10 protein-coding genes are annotated in these 18,285 nt (G+C 47.9%); 5 read left to right on the top strand and 5 right to left on the bottom strand.

Annotated features, from left to right (window positions below):
• Nucleotides 1–25: 25 nt before the first annotated feature.
• Nucleotides 26–502 carry a hypothetical protein gene (locus AB0L18_RS16870; protein WP_367388479.1) on the top strand — a complete coding sequence of 159 codons (477 nt, stop codon included), beginning with the start codon at nucleotides 26–28 and terminating at the stop codon, nucleotides 500–502.
• A gap of 332 nt (nucleotides 503–834) precedes the next feature.
• On the opposite strand, the gene AB0L18_RS16875 is transcribed toward AB0L18_RS16870, so the two are convergent.
• The 4 genes from AB0L18_RS16875 to AB0L18_RS16890 all read right to left on the bottom strand — a co-directional run bounded on the left by AB0L18_RS16875 (nucleotide 835) and on the right by AB0L18_RS16890 (nucleotide 13,012).
• Nucleotides 835–8,031 carry a gliding motility-associated C-terminal domain-containing protein gene (locus AB0L18_RS16875; protein ID WP_367388480.1) on the bottom strand — a complete coding sequence of 2,399 codons (7,197 nt, stop codon included), beginning with the start codon at nucleotides 8,029–8,031 and terminating at the stop codon, nucleotides 835–837.
• Between the two features lie 279 nt (nucleotides 8,032–8,310).
• Nucleotides 8,311–9,894 (bottom strand): FMN-binding glutamate synthase family protein, encoded by a 1,584-nt coding sequence (locus tag AB0L18_RS16880; RefSeq protein WP_367388481.1) that lies wholly within the window; start codon nucleotides 9,892–9,894, stop codon nucleotides 8,311–8,313.
• 84 nt (nucleotides 9,895–9,978) lie between these two features.
• On the bottom strand, nucleotides 9,979–10,887 hold the full coding sequence (locus AB0L18_RS16885) for a glycosyltransferase family 2 protein (protein WP_367388482.1): 909 nt from the start codon (nucleotides 10,885–10,887) through the stop codon (nucleotides 9,979–9,981).
• 1 nt (nucleotide 10,888) lies between these two features.
• Nucleotides 10,889–13,012, bottom strand: a complete 2,124-nt coding sequence (locus AB0L18_RS16890; protein ID WP_367388483.1) for an ATP-binding protein — start codon at nucleotides 13,010–13,012, stop codon at nucleotides 10,889–10,891.
• 288 nt (nucleotides 13,013–13,300) lie between these two features.
• Here AB0L18_RS16890 and mqnE point away from each other — a divergent pair, with 288 nt between their 5' ends.
• From mqnE to msrA, 4 genes are read left to right on the top strand one after another with little or no spacing between them, the layout of a single operon-like run.
• Nucleotides 13,301–14,500, top strand: a complete 1,200-nt coding sequence (gene mqnE / locus AB0L18_RS16895) for an aminofutalosine synthase MqnE (protein ID WP_367388484.1) — start codon at nucleotides 13,301–13,303, stop codon at nucleotides 14,498–14,500.
• An 8-nt stretch (nucleotides 14,501–14,508) separates the two neighbouring features.
• A complete protein-coding gene (locus AB0L18_RS16900; RefSeq protein ID WP_367388485.1) occupies nucleotides 14,509–15,153 on the top strand; it encodes a histidine phosphatase family protein in 645 nt (214 codons plus the stop codon).
• A gap of 56 nt (nucleotides 15,154–15,209) precedes the next feature.
• Nucleotides 15,210–15,998, top strand: coding sequence for a menaquinone biosynthetic enzyme MqnA/MqnD family protein (locus AB0L18_RS16905; RefSeq protein WP_367388486.1), 789 nt, complete (start codon nucleotides 15,210–15,212; stop codon nucleotides 15,996–15,998).
• A 39-nt stretch (nucleotides 15,999–16,037) separates the two neighbouring features.
• Nucleotides 16,038–16,586, top strand: coding sequence for a peptide-methionine (S)-S-oxide reductase MsrA (gene msrA, locus AB0L18_RS16910; protein WP_367388487.1), 549 nt, complete (start codon nucleotides 16,038–16,040; stop codon nucleotides 16,584–16,586).
• Here the strand turns inward: msrA and AB0L18_RS16915 are convergent, their stop codons facing one another.
• Complete coding sequence (locus tag AB0L18_RS16915; protein ID WP_367388488.1) at nucleotides 16,587–17,825, bottom strand: serpin family protein; 1,239 nt, start codon at nucleotides 17,823–17,825, stop codon at nucleotides 16,587–16,589.
• Nucleotides 17,826–18,285: the final 460 nt, after the last annotated feature.

The following is an 18,285-nucleotide window of genomic DNA, read 5'->3' on the forward strand; positions in this document are numbered from 1 at the left end:
GTAAAAATTCAGTGAAAAATTTACCATGAAACAAATCCAATTCAAGTGGTTCAATGGACTGCATTTATTCATCGCAGCTATCTTGGGAGTCGGTATTTTGGCCGGCAGTATTTATGTTGCCACTTTGATAGACGAAGGGCCATTTTTTCTCAAGCTATTTCCCTTACCCTTTTTTCTGTGCGGCTTATTTTTACTTTATTTCTGTCTGGCCATTTGCCTGAATACTACGACCATCCGACTTGATGGTCAGTGTATTGTATCGGAAACCAAGCCGCTATATTGGCACAAGCCCATCTCTTTGCCTATAGCAGACATCACAAGACTAAAGGTTTTACGCATCAATAGCCAAAGTAAAGGCGATAACACCTTTGCTTATAAAATCAATGCGGAAATGTCTGATGGATCGGAGCAAACACTTGTGCCTTCCTCTATTCCCATAGAGCACAATAATGGATTAAAGATGAAAGAACGTATTCAAATGATGTTGTTAGCAGCAGAATAGGGCAGATCGCAGCGAGAAGTACCCCCGCGAGGAGTTCTGAAAAAAACGCCGTATCTCGGTGCTTCTTATGTTTGCGGTAGGAAGCAGGAATAGACACTAAAGCTCCAAAGCACTAAAATCCGGAAAAAATATTCCGTGCAATTCCGTGTTTTAGTGCCCCTGCCTGCAAGGCCAGCTTGCTGGCAGGCAGGGGCTATGTTAAAAACCCTCCGTGTCTCCGAGCCTCCGCGGCAAAAAAACTTTTGTGCAATTCTGTGTTTTAGTGCTTTAGTGGCTAAAAAACCTCCGTGGCCAATTACTCTCCAAAGTAGTCGACTGCTCACCTTCACCCTCTACCTCATCAAAACCACATCCCCACTAAACACCTCCGTCTCCCCGTCAGTAAATCGAATTTCGACCATGTAGACGAAAACGGCGGGGTTGAGCAACTGTCCACCACGGGTCGTTCCATCCCAACCTGCTGAGGGCATGTTGGGGAGGAGGTCTTTTTTCTCAAATACCAGCTCTCCCCACCGATTGAAGATAGAGAAGGACCTGATACTTTCAATATCTGCACCTCCACTCACGAAAAAGACATCGTTGCTGCCGTCGTTGTTTGGGGAGAAGATGTTAGGAATATAGACCTGCCTTGTTCGGTCGATGAAGACGCGGATGTCATCGGTGGCGGTACAGCCTAAGCTGTCAGCAATGGTCAACTGAAAAAGGGTGGTGTTGGCGAGACTATCAACGGTTGAGGCCTGTAAGCAGGTATCGCAATCCAGCCATTGGGGATTGGTCCATTGTATGCTTGCCAAAAAGGCTTCCGGGGTGCTTGGTGTAGGATTAAACTGCGCGACTTCTCCTAGTTTTAAGTAAATATCTGCACCAAGCTCTACCGTAAGGTCATTGCCATTGGGCAAGGTTACGCTGGTACTCACCTCACAACCAAATTCGTCTTGTACAGTGAAATGGTAAACACCTGCACCAAGGTTGAAAAACGTATTGTTGAAGCTAAAAGCACCTCCTTCCGGAGCAAACAACAATACTTGGTCAGCGATTGCTGGAGTCAGTTGGATGCTGCCATTTTCATCACCAAGACAACTAGGAGGCTCGATGGCAACGACGACATCAATCTCAGTATTGATGATCTCCGTTACCTCAATGGCCGCTACTTGCGAACAACCATTGACGGGGTTGAATACCGTCACCTGGTAGGAACCCGCTGCCAAAGCGGTAATACTGGCCAGATGGGTTGCACCCGAGATCTCCCCACCATTGAGGGCTTCCCAGCTATAGCTTACATTGGGCGTATTGCTACTAGCAGAAAGCGTAGCGCTCTCAGCCTCGCAAGTGATCAAGCCATCGTCTCCGGTCTGAAGATGGGGTGCTTGCAAGTCTGCTTGTACATTAATTGTGGCGGTGCTGTTACAATTGGTCGCCGTATTGGTAACGACTAAGGTGTAGTTGCCCGGAGCAATAGCGTTGGCACTAAGACCTGTTGCAGGCAATGGGTTGCCTGTAGGGTCTTCCCAGGCATAAGTAATAGCTGTGCCGGTCGTCGAACCCGCTGCATCCAGTAACACTTCCGTGGAAGCACAAGTGATCAGGCCGTTAGCGGCGATGGTCGCTTCAACCGTTGGGGGAGGATTTAAAGTCTGTGTCAGGTTATCACTACATCCATTGGCATCAATGACTTGCAAATTGTAATTGCCTACCCCCAGTCCATCAAAAGTAGGATCATCTTGAGGGGGGCCGTTATTGAGTTGGTATTGGTAAGGCATCAAGCCTCCACTTGCCGAGAGGACAATACTGCCATCGTTGTCGTCGCACCCTGGGTCATTGCTACTACTTACGGAAGGAACAGGTAGATCAAAAACCGTAAGGGTGACAGGAATACGAGTATTACTGGTGCAGCCATTGGCCAAACTGCGAGCTTCTGCATAAAAGGTACCTGCTAGGGCTGGTTGGAAGCTTGTACTTCCCATCAGCAGCAAATTGCCTCCCGTTGGTGCGTCGTACCAGTCGATAGTTTCACCGGCCGCTGACATTGCACTTAAAGAGGGCAGGGGTTCACCTGCACAGATGGCTTCGTCGCCAACACTGCTGGGTGTAGCTACGCTGTTTTCAATGATCGTAATGGCGATTCTTTCACTGACACAATTATTAACGATATCCCGAGCTTCGGCGTAGAAGGTTCCTACAGCAGTAGGCGTAAAGGTCACACTGCCCATCAATAACTGGTTTCCACCGGTAGCGGCATCGTACCAGTCGACCGTAAACCCATTGCTTACCATTGCAGATAGGGTAGGGATGGGGTCGCCAGCACAAATCATGGGATCATTCCCCGTGACAGGTGGAGCCACCATCGGGCAAGAACAATCGGGCGCGGCAACCGTCAGTGGACCGAGCGAGCAACTCATGCCGTTGTTAAAGGCCGTAAAGATCAAATCCACGCCAGCAGGAATACCACTGATGGTGAAATTTCCAGCTCCCGTATTGGTAACGACTCCTTCGTTGACCTGGATGGTAGCCGTATTGGACAAGGTCATTACAACACCGTAGGTCAATAAATCTGGTGCACAACTGGCAACCCTAAACTCAAGCACGGGGGTAGGGTTAACGATGATCGTAATGGGAGTACGATTATCACTCACGCAATTATTTACAGGATCACGGGTTTCGGCAAAATAAGTGCCGGGTGCTGTAGGCGTAAAGCTGGCGTTATCCGCCAAAAGCAGCATTCCTCCACTACCCGCAGTATACCAATCTACTGTTTCACCAGCCGCTACCATGACGATAAGCGTCGGGATGGGATCACCATCACAAATGGCAACATTCCCATTGCTCATGGGAGCCGCCAGAACGGGGCAACTGCAATTCGGCGCCATCGTACTGGCGGAGAGGGTACAGCCTGTAGTGGTATTGTTGAGCGTAAAGTTTAAGGTCAGCCCACTCGGAATATCCGTGATGGTATAGCTACCTCCGCCGTTGTCGACCAAGTTACCTAAACTAGGGATCACTTGGTCCGCATTACTTACCTGAAGTTCGACCTGATAAGTCAGTAAATTGGGTGCGCAAACGGTATCTAACAGTGTAAAGGAAGGGAGTGGATTCTCGGTAAAGGAAATGGCGATTCGTTCGCTCACGCAATTATTGATCGTATTTCTTGCTTCCGCAAAATAGGTGCCGGGAGCAGGAGGTAGGAAACTTAAGCTTGCGGAGGCCAGTAGGTTGCCTCCGGTCGCAGCATCATACCAATCGGCGGTCTCATTTGCACCCACCGTTACACTTAGGTTAGGAATCGGCGCTCCTGCACAGATGGCACGATCTCCACCAGTGACGGGTGGGTTGATCATTGGGCAACTACAATCAGGGGCGAGCACCGTTTGCGGACCCGCGCTACAACTCATATCGGTATTAAAGGCTAAAAAAGTGACGTCGGTGCCCGCAGGAATACCCGAAATGGTATAATTCCCGCCACCATTGTTGACGATAGTCCCAAAATCGGTTTGTAAGCTGACCGTATTGGTGGTCGAAATCGCGACGGTATAGGTCAATAAATTTGGCGCACAGCTGGCGGCAAAGTCAATGATGGTAGGGCTAGGGTTGATGGTGAGCGTCACGGGGGTTCTTGCGAAACTCACACAATCATCAACGATAACCCTGGTTTCGGCGAAGTAAGTTCCGGACACGGTTGCAGCAAATGAAGTGCTTCCCGACAAGAGCAAGTTGCCATCACTGGAAGCGTCATACCAATCAACAGTCTGCCCTGCCTGAACAGTTACCATCAAATCTGGGATAGGTTCTCCATCACAGATGCTGACATTGCCCGCATTCATTGGAGGGTTTACGGTACCGCAAGTACAATCAAGGGCAGGTACATTGCCGTTGGCGGAACATCCCGTAACGGTATTGTTTAGCGTAAGCATCAGGTTGGTTCCCGAAGGAATACCCGTGACGGTGTAGCTACCGCCGCCATTGTCGGTAACCATTCCCGTATTGACGATCAACTCGTCGGCATTATTGACCTGTAGGGTGACTTGGTAACTCAATAAATCCAGCGCACAGACGGCATCTATGACCGAAAAATCGGGCGTTGGATTCGTGATGATCGTCAGGGCAACCCTTTCGCTGATACAGTTATTTATCGGGTCGCGGGCCTCGGCGAAATAGGTGCCAGCAGCCGGAGGTGTGAATGTCAAGGTATTGCTGGCCAGGAGACTTCCCCCCGTCGGATCATCGTACCAGTCGGCCGTCAGTCCTGCCTCCGTGGTTACACTGAGGCTTGGGATCGCATCACCGGGGCAGATACTTGCTACGGGGTTAGGCACTGGAGCCACTATATCCGGGCATGGACATGATGGTGCATTAATGTTATTGGGTCCAAGGGAACACGAAGCATCGCTATTGAAAGCGGTATACGTGAGCGCAGTTCCGGCAGGGATATTGCTGATGGTAAAATTGCCACCTCCCATATCGGTGATCATACCGGCATTGGTGGTAAGCGATGCCGCATCGGTGATACTAAGGATCACGGTATAAGACAATAAGTCGGGCGAACAGATGGTATCAAAGCTATTGAATATCGGCGTCGGGTTGATGGTCAGGGTAACAGCCGTGCGAGTAGAACTGACACAACCATCGGCTAAGACCCTGGCCTCGGCGTAGTAGGTTCCAGCCATGGTAGGGGTGAAGGAAGTATTATTGGAAGCCAAGAGCATCCCACCAACAGGCGCATTGTACCAATCAACAGTTGTTCCTGCGAGGACACTTACATTCAAAGTCGGTAGTGGGGTGCCCGTACAAATGCTCAAGTCACCAGCACTCACAGGAGGGGCTACGACGGCGCAATTACAATCTGGTGCGGTAATCGTACCAGTAGTACTACAAGTGGTGGTCGTATTTGTAATGGTCACAGAAAGATTCATCCCCGCAGGGATTCCGGTAACGGTAAAGCTACCTCCACCATTGGCAGTGACGGTACCAGCATTTGTTGCCAACTGGTTGTTGCTACCGGTAGTGAGCTGCACTTGATAGGTGAGTAAATCAGCCGCACAGCTGGTGCCTTGAACCGTGTAAGTGGGGGCCGGACTGGTACTGATCGTAACGGAAATCCGGTTGCTAACACAATCATTTACGGGATCACGGGCTTCTAAGTAAAAAGTGCCAGTGCTGGGAGGTGTAAAGCTAAGGGTATTACCCGCCAGGAGGTTGCCACCATTTGCCTGGTCGTACCAGTCGGCTGTCAGGCCAGGGGCTACGGTGACATTCAAGCTTGGTACCGGATCACTTGGACAAATGGTGATATTTTGTGTGGTGACAGGATCGTTGATCACCGGACATGGGCAGGAAGGCGAGGCAATTATTTCTGGCCCCAAGGTACAGTTCATATCCGCGCCAAAAGCGGTAAAGGAAAGCGCTGTTCCCACGGGTATATTGCTTACGGTAAAACTTCCGCTGCCGTTGTTGGTGACCATACCTGCGTTGACGGTTATGGATGCCGCGTTGGCAATGTCCAAAGTCACCGAATAGCTCAGTAGGTTGGGCGCACAATCCACCACGCTGGATGTAAGGCTTGGGACGGGGTTGATTGTCAGGCTTACTGCCGTTCTGGTACTACTCACACAACCGTCTGTAATGAGGCGGGTCTCTGCATAGTAGGTGCCCGCAACAGTAGGTGTAAAGCTGGTGTTACCTGCTAATAGTAGCGTGCCATCCGTAGGCGCATCGTACCAATCAACGGTCTGTCCTGCACCCACGTTTACGCTCAAGGCAGGGATCATTTCTCCGGCACAGATCGTAAGGTTGCCGTTAGTAACTGGAGGAGGAGGTGCCGCACAACCACAGTCAAAATCAGGCAACTCTAAGGTGCTGTTGCAATCTGCTGCCGCATTTTCCAGGATCAGATCAAGAAAATTGCCGGAAGGAATGTCGATAATAGAGAAAGTGCCATCATTATTGTTGATGACAAAGCCTGAACTAGCGATAACGTCGGTGGCATCCGTCGTGATTAATACACTGTAAAGGGCATTGTTGGCATAGCATACGGGTTCTTCTGCGGTAGCTGTTGGTGGTGTGACGACAGTGATTTCCACGGGTTCTGGCACTGTTTCACAGACTTCATTTAATTCAGTAATGTAAATAGTGGTACTGACCGTAGGGGTAAACGTATAAGTAGCACCACTGGCTAAAAGATCATTAAGCCCGGGATCGGAATAAAAATAGAAATCAGAATTGTTATTATCGTTGCCTGAGATGGGCTCCAAAGTGACCTCTTCGCCTTCGCAAACCATCACTTCTGGATCAATCAGCGGAGGAGAATCACCGTAAATGATGACCGAAAAAGCAACCAGTTCGCTTTCACAATCATCAATCGTTTGCGAAACGAAAAACTCCATCTCCGGATCACCAGGTTCCAGGTAGTCCAGGAGGTCGAACCCACTGCCATTTGAGATAGGATCGGTAGCAAATTCATCATCGTATAAGGAAAAGAAATCGCCACCACCACCGGGAAAAATGACGGTATTGTCTTCGGGACAAAATTCGTAAAAAGCATCAACAACGGGCGGTGGCGGTGGTGGTGTCAGTTCGAGTTCGTAAGTAATGGTTTGTGGTTCCCCACAATCGTCCACCCAAGTGTAGATGATTTCGTAATTGTCCAAAACGTCGGTCACTTCACCCGTAGAAGCGTCGATATCTGCGCCATCGCCCGGTGGGGTGACAAAATCGAAGTCACCGCCATCAGGATAGACCAAGCTTGGGAAAACCGAACCTCCTTCACAGATAGGTGGATAAAAAAGCATGAGTTCTTCCGCTTGCGGGAGCACACCCCCGGGAAAGGAAGCCATACAGCCATTACCATCATCATCAAGTTCAAAGCTATAGGAATCACCAGGCATCAGTCCGCTGATGGTCACTATTCCTCCACCTGCGCCCGACTGACCAAGAGTGCCGTCGCCGGTATTGGTAAGGGAGTAGTTGCCCGCAAATAATTCGGGATAGCCACCAATGATTTCAATCGTCACTTCCCCTGCACACTCATCTACATCAAGGAGGTTAATTTCTATTTCATTAAGGAAGGTAAAGGTTTCCGTATCATCTGGGTTGATGTCCCAACAAAGATCACCGTCCACATCAATACCAGGCCCATTGGGTGGAGCCTGGTTATTGTCGATAACGGTAGGTACGATGATAAAGGTATTGATCCCAACTGCTCCTACAATACCTCCGTCGTTGGTGGTCTGCATGTTGCTGCCGGTCCAGAACCAGTTGGTCCAGCAAGGGTCAGCAGCAGGGTCGGGACCGGTCGGAGGGCAGGAGTAAAAGAGATAAACCATCGCTGGCAAAGGGCCAGAAGGAGGGAGCGTAAAATTCCCGTCGGAGGTGACATCAATCGCTTCGCCAAAACATACGACAAAAGGATTGGTACCGCCACCGTCGTCATTTACAGTAATGGTACCAGCGTCGGCCATGCACTGACTGAAAGCTTGGGGCGCTAAGGCCTGTGAAAGCAAAAATAAGGCCAATAAGAGAAAGGAATACTTACTCATAGTAATAGATATTTAGATAAATATTACGAGTAGCTTCAATGCAATTCCTAGAGAGATTTAACTCACCTGATTAAATCTTGAAGTCTTGATACCACTGTTCGCAATAAATCCGGAGTAGGTAAAGTCAGTGATAGTTGTAAATCCGACCCAAAAAGTACGATTAATTTTTGAATCAACAGCAAAAAAAGTAGAAAGATGCGGGCTGCTTCGCGCCCTTTTGGTAGAGGGTGATGGAATCGCCCGATATCTCTTTACTACTTTCCCCTAGGCAAAGTCTGACTAAAAATGATCCGCGCTGGCGAGGTCCCATTCTACTTTCCAGTTTTCGGGTACGGTTGCTTCATTGAGGAGCGAACCCGTGGTTAGGTAAGGGAAGATCTGGCTATAGCGGCGCACCTCATTGAGGCTGGTACGTCGGAAAATATGCTGGCGATTAATCTGCTGGGTACTCGTCAAACCTGCTGCGCCGAGAAGTTCCTGGACGCTGTGGATGGTTTTGTTATGGAAACTGGCTACGCGCTTTTTTTTGTCGCTGACTACGAGGCCGGCCACCAATTCGGGGTCTTGGGTAGCTACACCAGTTGGGCAATTGTTTTTGTTGCATTCAAGTGCCTGTATACATCCCAGGGCCAGCATCATGGCGCGGGCACTGTAGGTAGCATCTGCTCCCAGGGCCAGGGCACGGATGATATGAAAACCCGTAAAGACCTTGCCGGAAGCCAGCAGGGTGATGTGTTTTTTGAGATCGAAGCCTACCAAGGTATCATAAGCAAAAGCCAATCCTTCTTTAAAAGGCATACCCACCGAATCGGAAAACTCGATAGGTGCTGCTCCGGTGCCACCTTCCCCACCATCTACGGTGATAAAGTCAGGATAGATACCCGTCTCTACCATCGCTTTACAAATACCTATAAACTCGCTGGGTTGGCCAATGCAAAGCTTGAAACCGATGGGCTTACCACCGCTGAGTTCGCGCATTTGCTGGATCAATTGGAGCAGCCCTTTGGGGGTAGAGAAGGCTTTGTGGAAAGGTGGAGAAAGCACTGCCGTTCCCGGTTCTACACCACGGATTTTAGCAATTTCAGGGGTATTTTTCTTCGCGGGTAAAATACCTCCATGACCAGGCTTCGCCCCTTGCGATAGCTTGAGCTCGATCATTTTGATGTTGGGAGTCTGGGAACGTTGGGCAAATTTTTCGGCATCAAAACCGCCGTCTTTTGCGCGGCAGCCAAAATAGCCGGTACCGACTTGCCAGATAAGGTCGCCCTGGAAAGTTTCGTGGTAAGGACTTACGCCACCTTCGCCGGTATTGTGAGCAAAGTTACCGATTTTTGCTCCTCCGTTGAGGGCTTCAATGGCGGCAGAACTGAGGCTCCCGAAACTCATTGCGGAAACGTTGAAGATGGAAGCCGAATAAGGGTGCTGGCATGCCTTGTTGCCAATCATTACGCGCGGTTCTTCCATTTCTTCCGCACTACGGGCAGCAATGGAATGGTTCATCCATTCGTAACCTTCCTCATAAACTTCGAGTTGGGTGCCAAACGGCGTCGTATCGTTCTGGTCCTTGGCCCGTTGATACACGACCGAACGCATGGTGCGACTAATGGGCCGTCCATTGGTATCTGATTCGATAAAATACTGGTACAGCTTTGGGCGCAACTCTTCCATGACATAACGCCCACGGCCCAGGATGGGAAAGTTGCGCATGATCGCGTGTTTGTCTTGCGCCATATCGTAAAAACCAATGGCTGCTATGGGACCAAAAAGGAGGAGCAGCCAGTAGGCATTGGGGTTTAGAAAATAACCCAAGGCAATACTTCCCAAGACCGTGATGAGGGCAAAAACAACGAATTCGTTCCGCATTTTTTTGTTTTTGAATTACAACATTAATCCGCTGTTGCTAAGGTAAAAACTTAACCCACATTACGCATATATTGGTGGAATTTATCAGCTCAGGGAAGAAGGTGATTGCTGAGCCTGGTGGACTTCTTCTAACCAATAAATTTTTAGCAGATCCAGCAAACGAAGATTGGGTTGGTGCTGATGCAATAGCTTTTGCTCCCAATGCGTGCTTTTCTTTTTGAAAAAAGGCATAACAAATTGCAATAAGCCCGTGCGGTGTAGGCGCAACCACCATTGGAGTGCCTGCGTTTGGAGCGCAGGATTTTGCCGATGTAAGCGGTAAAGGTTTTGGATGGCAATGCGTTGTTTTTCCAACCAGTGAGTAGCCTCATCGAGGCCAATGTGCAGCACTGGGTTGTCGAGGTGTTGGATGTCAATGCCAGCGGCCTGTAGCTGAAAACCAAATAGGGTATCTTCGTGGCCGTAAGTCGTGACGGTTTCGTCGAAAGGGATATGGTGCATTACCGATTTCGGGACGACAAAGTTGTTGGTCATAAACCCGGCATAGGGTTGCTGTCGGCGAATACCAGCCGGTCTTACTTCCCGTTGGGTACCATACCACCAATGCAGGTAATAAGCAGTATCGGGAGGCTTACTCAAGTAACTTCTTCCACCGCAGAGTACCCTTGATGGAGCAAGCTGTGAGAGGTAGGTGGACAGGAAATCTGGTTGATCAATCCCACTGTCGCTATCAAGAAAAAGGAGGTAGTCGTAGCGGGCTTGCTGGGCTAACAAGTTCCTGATTTTAGCTCTACCAACATTTTCAGTAAGCTCTTGATAGTAGACACCTTGAAGCTGGTCTAGTTGACGGTTGCTAACTTGCCAATGGGAAGGTGATGCATCATCCAGTAGGCGTATTTCCCAGGCTTGTGATAGTTGGCTGGCTTGCTGGTGCAAAGTATGCACAAGTGTACCTACCTCATAAGCATATACTGGAATCAGGATGCTCAGCATGCTAGGGGATGAATAGGTTAGGGTTGAGCTGGGCTTTGGGTTCAGATTTTGGCAAGGTGAAGCAGAAGCAGGAGCCACTTTCACCAGCCGCCTCGTACCAAATTTTTCCATCGTAACTTTCAACGATGGTTTTACAAATGGATAAGCCTAGTCCAGAACCACTTTTACTACGGTTATGTAAGCGGAAGAATGGTTTGAAAATATCATGCTGATGCTCCGCTGGAATACCGATCCCATTGTCACAAACCATGAAGATTATCTGCTTTTCACGTTCTTCCAATTTAATGGTGATACGTGGTTCATTGCCTGGAGCTTGGTAATTGATGGCGTTGTGGACGAGGTTGAAGAAGATTTGTTCCACCTCCGTGCGGTTGGCTTTGAGCGTGGCAGGTGTAGTGAGGATGACATCCCCGCGGGCCTCTTCGATCTCGGTTTTTAGTTGTTGTTTGACGCTGCTGATGGCCTCGTCGAGGGGGAAGCGACTGATGGCTGTATCATTGCCTCCCAGATTGCTGTAGTGGAGCAAGTCATCCAGCATTTTACGCATCCGTTTACCACTGGTAGCCGCTTCCTGCAAGTGTAGTTGTGCCTGGGGTGGGTTTTCGGCAAGTTCAATACTGGCCAGCTGGGTAAAGCTGGTAATATTGCGCAGCGACTCTTTGAGATCATGGCCAGTGGCAAAAGAAAATTGGCTCAATTTACTGTTAGCGAGTCCCAGTTTTTGATTAGAGCTGGCCAGTTCAATGTTTTTCGACTCCAGCTCCTCATTTATAACAATTACTTTCTTCTTAGCTTTGGTTTCTCGCCGTTTAGCAATAGCGAAGAGCAATGCAAGAATTAGAGCCACAATTACGGCTATTGTTAACCAGAAAACCCATTTTTTTGAAAGCGCCAACTCTAACTCAAGAAGTTCTTGCTGGTGCCTTTGTTCTGCAAATTGAACATCATGGATGGCTTGTAGCCCTACATACTGTTTCTTATGCTCAATGCTTTCTATTTCTTTGATGAGTTTGGAATACGCTTTGAGATGAAATACGGCCAGCTTGAAATCTCCCAGTGCTTCGGCTGCTTTGGCATATATATCGTGGGCATCGCGTATGTTTTCCTTATCAATATTATCATTGGCATTTACGATCGAGAAAGCTTCCTCGCTATTTGCGATGGCTTCAAAATATCGGCCTTCCTGGAAAAAAAACTCACCCTGGTGGGCCAAAACACCAACTTTTACATTGGGATTGGGATTGGTCGTATTTAAAATGTCCAATGCCAACTGGAAATGCTCTTTGGCAGCTTCACGAGATTTTAGCATTAAATACGACTGGCCCATGACATCGTAAATATTGGGCATATCAGCCGTGAAATTCCCTTTTTTGGCAAACGCTATACTCTCTTTTAGATAATCGAGGGCTTCGGTGTAGTTGGAGTCTCGTTCTTCAACGGTAGCTAAGGTGTAAAGCAGGACAGATCTTCGGCGAAAATCTTCTTCCGGTGTTATATCAAGCCCTTTTTTGAGCGTTTCTCGTGCTTTCTCAAACTGGTAGATCGTTTTGTAAAAAGCACCAAGGTTATTGTAAGTTGTAATCATATCCCGGATCGTAATTTCGGGATGTTTAAGCAAAAGGAGGCTGTCTTTAAGATTGCGTGCAAGCAGGTAATTGGCCAGTGCGCCGGGGTAGTTTTCTTCTCTATGATAAATCTGCCCCAGGTTATGGCCTATTTTTGCTAATTGCACCTTGTCATTGATCGCAATAGAAAGGTTTTTGGAGGTTTCGAAATCTTTCGCTGCTTCAATTAAATTCCGACCTCCATAAAGGCGAGCCAGCCCCCTTGCGTTGTAGGCTCTGGCCAAGCCTTTATCGCTTTTGATTTGCTCGAAAATCGCAAGACCCTTATTGATGTTTTCCAGTGCAGGTTCAAACTTTCCGCTAATATCATAAACCTCACCAATGGATACATAAGCATTGCCTTCGAGGTATTTGAACTTGCCCGATTTGGCTTGTGTGAGTGCCAGTTCTCCTAAGGTAAAGGCAGAATCTAAATTGACAAAGGCATACCCACTGGCTAGTGCAGAAAGGGTGGCAATCTTGGCAGAATCACTTTTAGCTTCGTGATACTCCAGCCACATCTGAGGAACTGTTCGACCTAAAGTTTGAGAAAAAGCTAATACCATCCAGCAAAGTAAAGCTGTGGATAGCAATAGTCGCCGAAGGAATAGCGAAGTGTCTTGGATCAAAATTCTTTCGTTTATGGGTTACGATCAGTCGTACCCGTAAAGCTAATACTTTTTTTGAAATCGGACCACGGATAAAACTTTACCTTTGCTGCAACTATTGCAGCGTATTCTTGTTTTCAGTATAAATTGAAAATTCAGAAATCAGGTATGGAATAGCTGCCGAGTACAAAGCTTATTATTATGACTACAAATACAGGAATAGCGACCTTGTTGTCTGATCCCCAACTAGCTGAGAAATGGCGAGTGATTGCCCAAAAAGTAGCCCATCAGGAGCGCATCACTCCAGCGGAAGGACTGCTGTTATTTGAAGAGGCGGAGTTGGGTTATCTAGGAATTCTGGCAAATACCATCCGCGAACGCCGGCATGGTGATAAGACCTACTTCAACCGGAATTTTCACATTGAGCCTACCAATGTCTGTCTGTACACTTGTACTTTTTGTTCTTATTCCCGCTTGATTAAGCAGCGCTCTGATGGTTGGGAATATTCCTTGGAGGAAATAATGGACATCATCAAGGGCTACGATGATCAGCCTGTCACCGAGGTTCATATTGTAGGTGGGGTATTGCCGCAGTATGATATTGAGTTTTATACCAACCTTTTTAAAGCAATCAAAGCCCACCGCCCTGAATTGCACATCAAAGCCCTGACACCAGTAGAATACCACTATATTTTCAAGAAGGGAAAGGTAAGTTACGAAGAGGGGATGCGATTGATGAAAGAAGCCGGTTTAGACTCGATGCCTGGTGGTGGTGCGGAAATTTTTCACCCGGAAATTCGCGATCAAATTGCAGGAGGCAAATGTACCGGTGAGCAATGGTTACGAATCCATGAAATCTGGCACGAACTGGGCCACCGTTCTAATGCCACCATGCTGTATGGTCACATCGAAAAATACGAGCACCGGGTTGATCATCTGGAGCAATTGCGCCAACTGCAAGACAAGACGGGAGGGTTTCAAACATTCATACCCCTGAAATTCCGCAACCAGGGCAACCAATTGTCCCACCTGGCTGAGAGTACGGTAGTGGAGGACCTGCGTAATTATGCCATCAGTCGTATCTATTTGGATAATTTTGATCATATCAAAGCCTACTGGCCAATGATTGGGCGGGAGATCGCTCAGTTGTCTATGGCTTATGGTGTAGACGATATCGACGGCACCATCGATGATACCACCAAAATCTACTCGATGGCTGGTTCGGAAGAACAAACGCCTGCATTGAGCACAGAACAGCTGGTGAAGCTTATCCGCGCTGTTGGGCGTAAACCCATTGAGCGGGATACGCTTTATGGCGTAGTGAAAGATTATACCGACGAAGTATTTGAGGACGATAAGCAGTTCAGAGGGTACGTAAGTCTACCGGTAGTTAACAACTAATTTTGATAATGGCGGACAAGACGATATATATTCTTCGGCACGGGCAGACGGATTATAATTTAAGAGGGATCGTGCAAGGCGGCGGCGTTGACACATCCCTCAATGCCACTGGTCAAGCCCAGGCACAAGCTTTTTACGATAAGTACCAACATCTGCCTTTTGTCAAGGTGTTGACCTCTAGTTTGAAGCGAACCCATGAAACCGTGGCTCCGTTTCTCGCAGAAGGTTTAGACTGGGAGCAGCATCCAGAAATCAATGAGATGGGATGGGGTGACCACGAAGGCAAAGCCGCAACAGCGAAGAGTAAGCGAGAATATGATAGCGTGACGCAAGCTTGGGTTCAAGGTGATTATCACGCGGCTATGCCCAATGGTGAATCCGCCTGGGAACTACAACAACGGCTGGAGGTATTTGTGAACCACTTACTAGAGCGGAAGGAAGAACTCTTATTGGTGTGTTCACACGGCCGGGCGATGCGTGGATTGATGTGTGTACTTAAGGACGAGCCGCTAAAGTATATGAACAATTACTCCCATTCCAATACCGGGCTATGGATCGCCAAACAGCAAGGAGGAAGGTTTCATTTAACGTTAGAAAATGATACCAGTCATTTGTTGGTGAAAGAAGGGGCACAGTGGCGCAGTAAGCGTTAGAGCCTGTTTTTCGGTGCAAGCAAGCTCCAAACATGCTCTTAGTTAAATAATAGAAAATGAGAAAGATCAAGATTACCGCAGTAAGTTACCTGAACACGAAGCCATTGCTTTACGGTTTACTCAATAGTCCGTTGGCCGACCAGGTGGATCTTTCTTTAGATATTCCTAGTGAATGTGCCCGTAAGCTGCGTGATGGTGAAGTAGATCTGGCGCTCACACCCGTTGCTATTTTACCAGAGTTGGAGAATTGGCACTTGGTCTCAGATTACTGTATTGGTGCAGTAGGCGAGGTGAAGACGGTGAACATTTACAGCGAGGTGCCCATAGAGGAAATCACAGCCTTGTACCTGGATCATCATTCCCGTAGTTCAGTAGCACTTTCGCGGATTCTGTTACGTGATCATTGGCACATCAGCCCCAAACTGTTACCGGCTCAAGAAGGATATATCAATCAGATAAAAGAAACGACTGCAGGTGTCGTTATTGGTGACCGTACCATCGGACTAGAAAATCGTTTTCCTTACGTATACGACTTGAGTGTAGCTTGGCAGTCGCTGACCGGCTTGCCCTTTGTGTTTGCGGCTTGGGTAAGTACTACAACTTTACCGTTGGCTTTTACGCAAGCATTCAACCAAGCAATGGAAGCTGGTATTGCAGCTATTCCTAAATTGAAGTTGTTACTTCCTTCTCCCGATCCTTCTTTTGATTTAGAAACGTATTTTACTTCTTATATTAGCTATCACTTAGATGAAGCTAAACGTGAAGCGTTGCATAAATTTTTAGACTATGTTGCCAAGTTAGAGCCCCTGGCATCACAAATAGCTCGCTCTTCACAACCTGTCTAAAGATTAAGTTGTTTCGAAAAAAAACACAAAGTCATAACAATGAACAACCAATTCGCTTTAGCAACCCTTGGGGGAGGCTGTTTTTGGTGCGTGGAAGCGATTTTCGAGCAGGTTGAAGGCGTACACCACGTCATGTCAGGATATAGCGGTGGTGATAAAGCCACTGCGGATTATAAAACCGTATGTTCAGGGACAACTAAACATGCAGAAGTTGTTCAAGTGAGTTTTGATCCTGAGGTGATCACCTACCGCGAAATTTTAGAGATTTTCTTCACCACACACGATCCTACTACCCCCAACCGGCAAGGGAACGACGTAGGTCCCCAGTACCGATCAGTGGTTTTTTATCACGATGAAGCCCAAAAGGTTGTCGTAGAAGACGTCAAGGCCAATTATGCGCCACAGGTCTGGGATGCACCGATCGTGACGGAAATTGCGCCTTTTGAGGACTTCTTCCCAGCGGAGGAATACCACCACGGCTACTACAGTAAAGTAGGCGAGCGCAATCCCTACTGCACCTTTGTTATCACGCCGAAAGTCAGTAAATTCCGTAAGCTCTTCAGCCACAAAATGAAGACCAAGACTTAGTTAGCTAGGATTTACTATTTTACCCATAAAGAGGATGCTTTTGGTCTTGTTGTCGTGAATAACGAATACAAAAGGCCTATCCGCGCGGAATACAGGAAGGATTGGTACAGAGGTTTCAACGATTACGACTACCGTTACCGCCGCTGCTTCCGTACCCTCCTCATTTACTTCCACGAAGGTTTTGTGGATGACATCATCAATTTTCACCCCTCCACCGTCGATCATTTGGGAGAAGTCTGCACGGTCGGAGAAAGCATTTTCCATGCCCATGCTACTGAGGGTGTTTTTCAGTTTAATCTCGTATTCCAGCTTGAATTTAGGTAAGAAAAGCTCAACATCGGTAGGCGTCATCTGAGCTTGCCAGTTTTCCCAGTTTGCTGGATTGAGTTCACTGATGATCTCATTTAAGGTATGGCCTTCGCTAGGAAGAAAGATGGTCATTGAATAGATCGAATCGCCATAAGGCAAATCAATGGCCTGGAACAATTCATTGCTGCTGTACCGAAACGATGCTTCTTGCAGGTGCATCATATCTACGTCTACTGTGCCAGTTGGACTAGCGAAATCAGCAACTTGCGTGTTTTCGGGTTCGAACTCCGTTTGCCAAGTGCCCTTGAAATAGATGGCATTGATGAGTAACATCACAACGTTTGGTGGCAGTTCACTGAGCGCCTCTGTGATTAAGCCTTCCGTATTGTTTTCGATCCAGTCATTTACTTCGTCGACAATGCCTGCATTTCTAAAATCTACCGCATGTACCTCACTGGCATAATAATCGGTATTGGTTGCCAAGAAGGACGGGAGCACGGGGTATTCGTTTTGATGCCAGATGGAGTTGGCAATTTTGAGTCGGGTAGCAGGATCCAATTGGGGAAGCACTTCCAGTAAGGTTTGGTAAGCTTCATTGATTTGTGATAAATCAATAGTGCCTGTCCGCAAAGCTGTCTGCATATCCGAGAAGGTTTGCCCATTAGCACCGTTGAGGGTCATGGATAAGGCAGTAGAGATGCTGAAAGGGGAAATGAAAATATTAGCATCTTCTGTCTCCTGCTCATTGATGGTTTTAAACAAGTCAATAGCAAAGTGCCCATTAGCGGATGTTAGTTCGCAGACACTCGGGTGATCGGCACAATCGAAATCTACGGGTGGGGTTGGATTAGGAGGCGTATCCGTTTTTTCACATTGGAAACAAACGATACTGAACGATAAGAGGAAAAAGAAGAATGCTAATGGTTTCATTGGATGGATACTTTTTTTGGGGAAGACGGTGAGGTGTGTTCAAAGGGTTGGGTAGGTAGGCAAAATTATGGGAGCATGGGCCTTTAAATTAAAATATCTTTTACACCTTACTATGATGGCGCCTCCCCTTTGGGGTCGCTCCCTTCCAGGGTTCGCTTTGCTCCGTGCCGACCTAAAACTTCTCCAAAGTGTCGTTTTAGGTCGGCACTACTCACTGCGTTCGCACCTTCCAGGCAGCTGGCGCGGGGGAAACCCATCTGTAGAATTCACTACGGAATCTACAGCTGCCAAGACACACAATTTTGAATACGCTCTAAGGAGGAAGGAAGAAGAAGTAGCCTTCACCCCATAGCCCGCACGGCGGGACCCACCCTATATCTGGTGAAATCCAGCCCGAACACCGCACATCCCTGACCACTCCGGGTAAGAGACACGCTATCACACCCTCTTCCCGGATCAC

Origin of the sequence: Lewinella sp. LCG006, from assembly GCF_040784935.1 — a bacterium.
Lineage (GTDB): Bacteria > Bacteroidota > Bacteroidia > Chitinophagales > Saprospiraceae > Lewinella.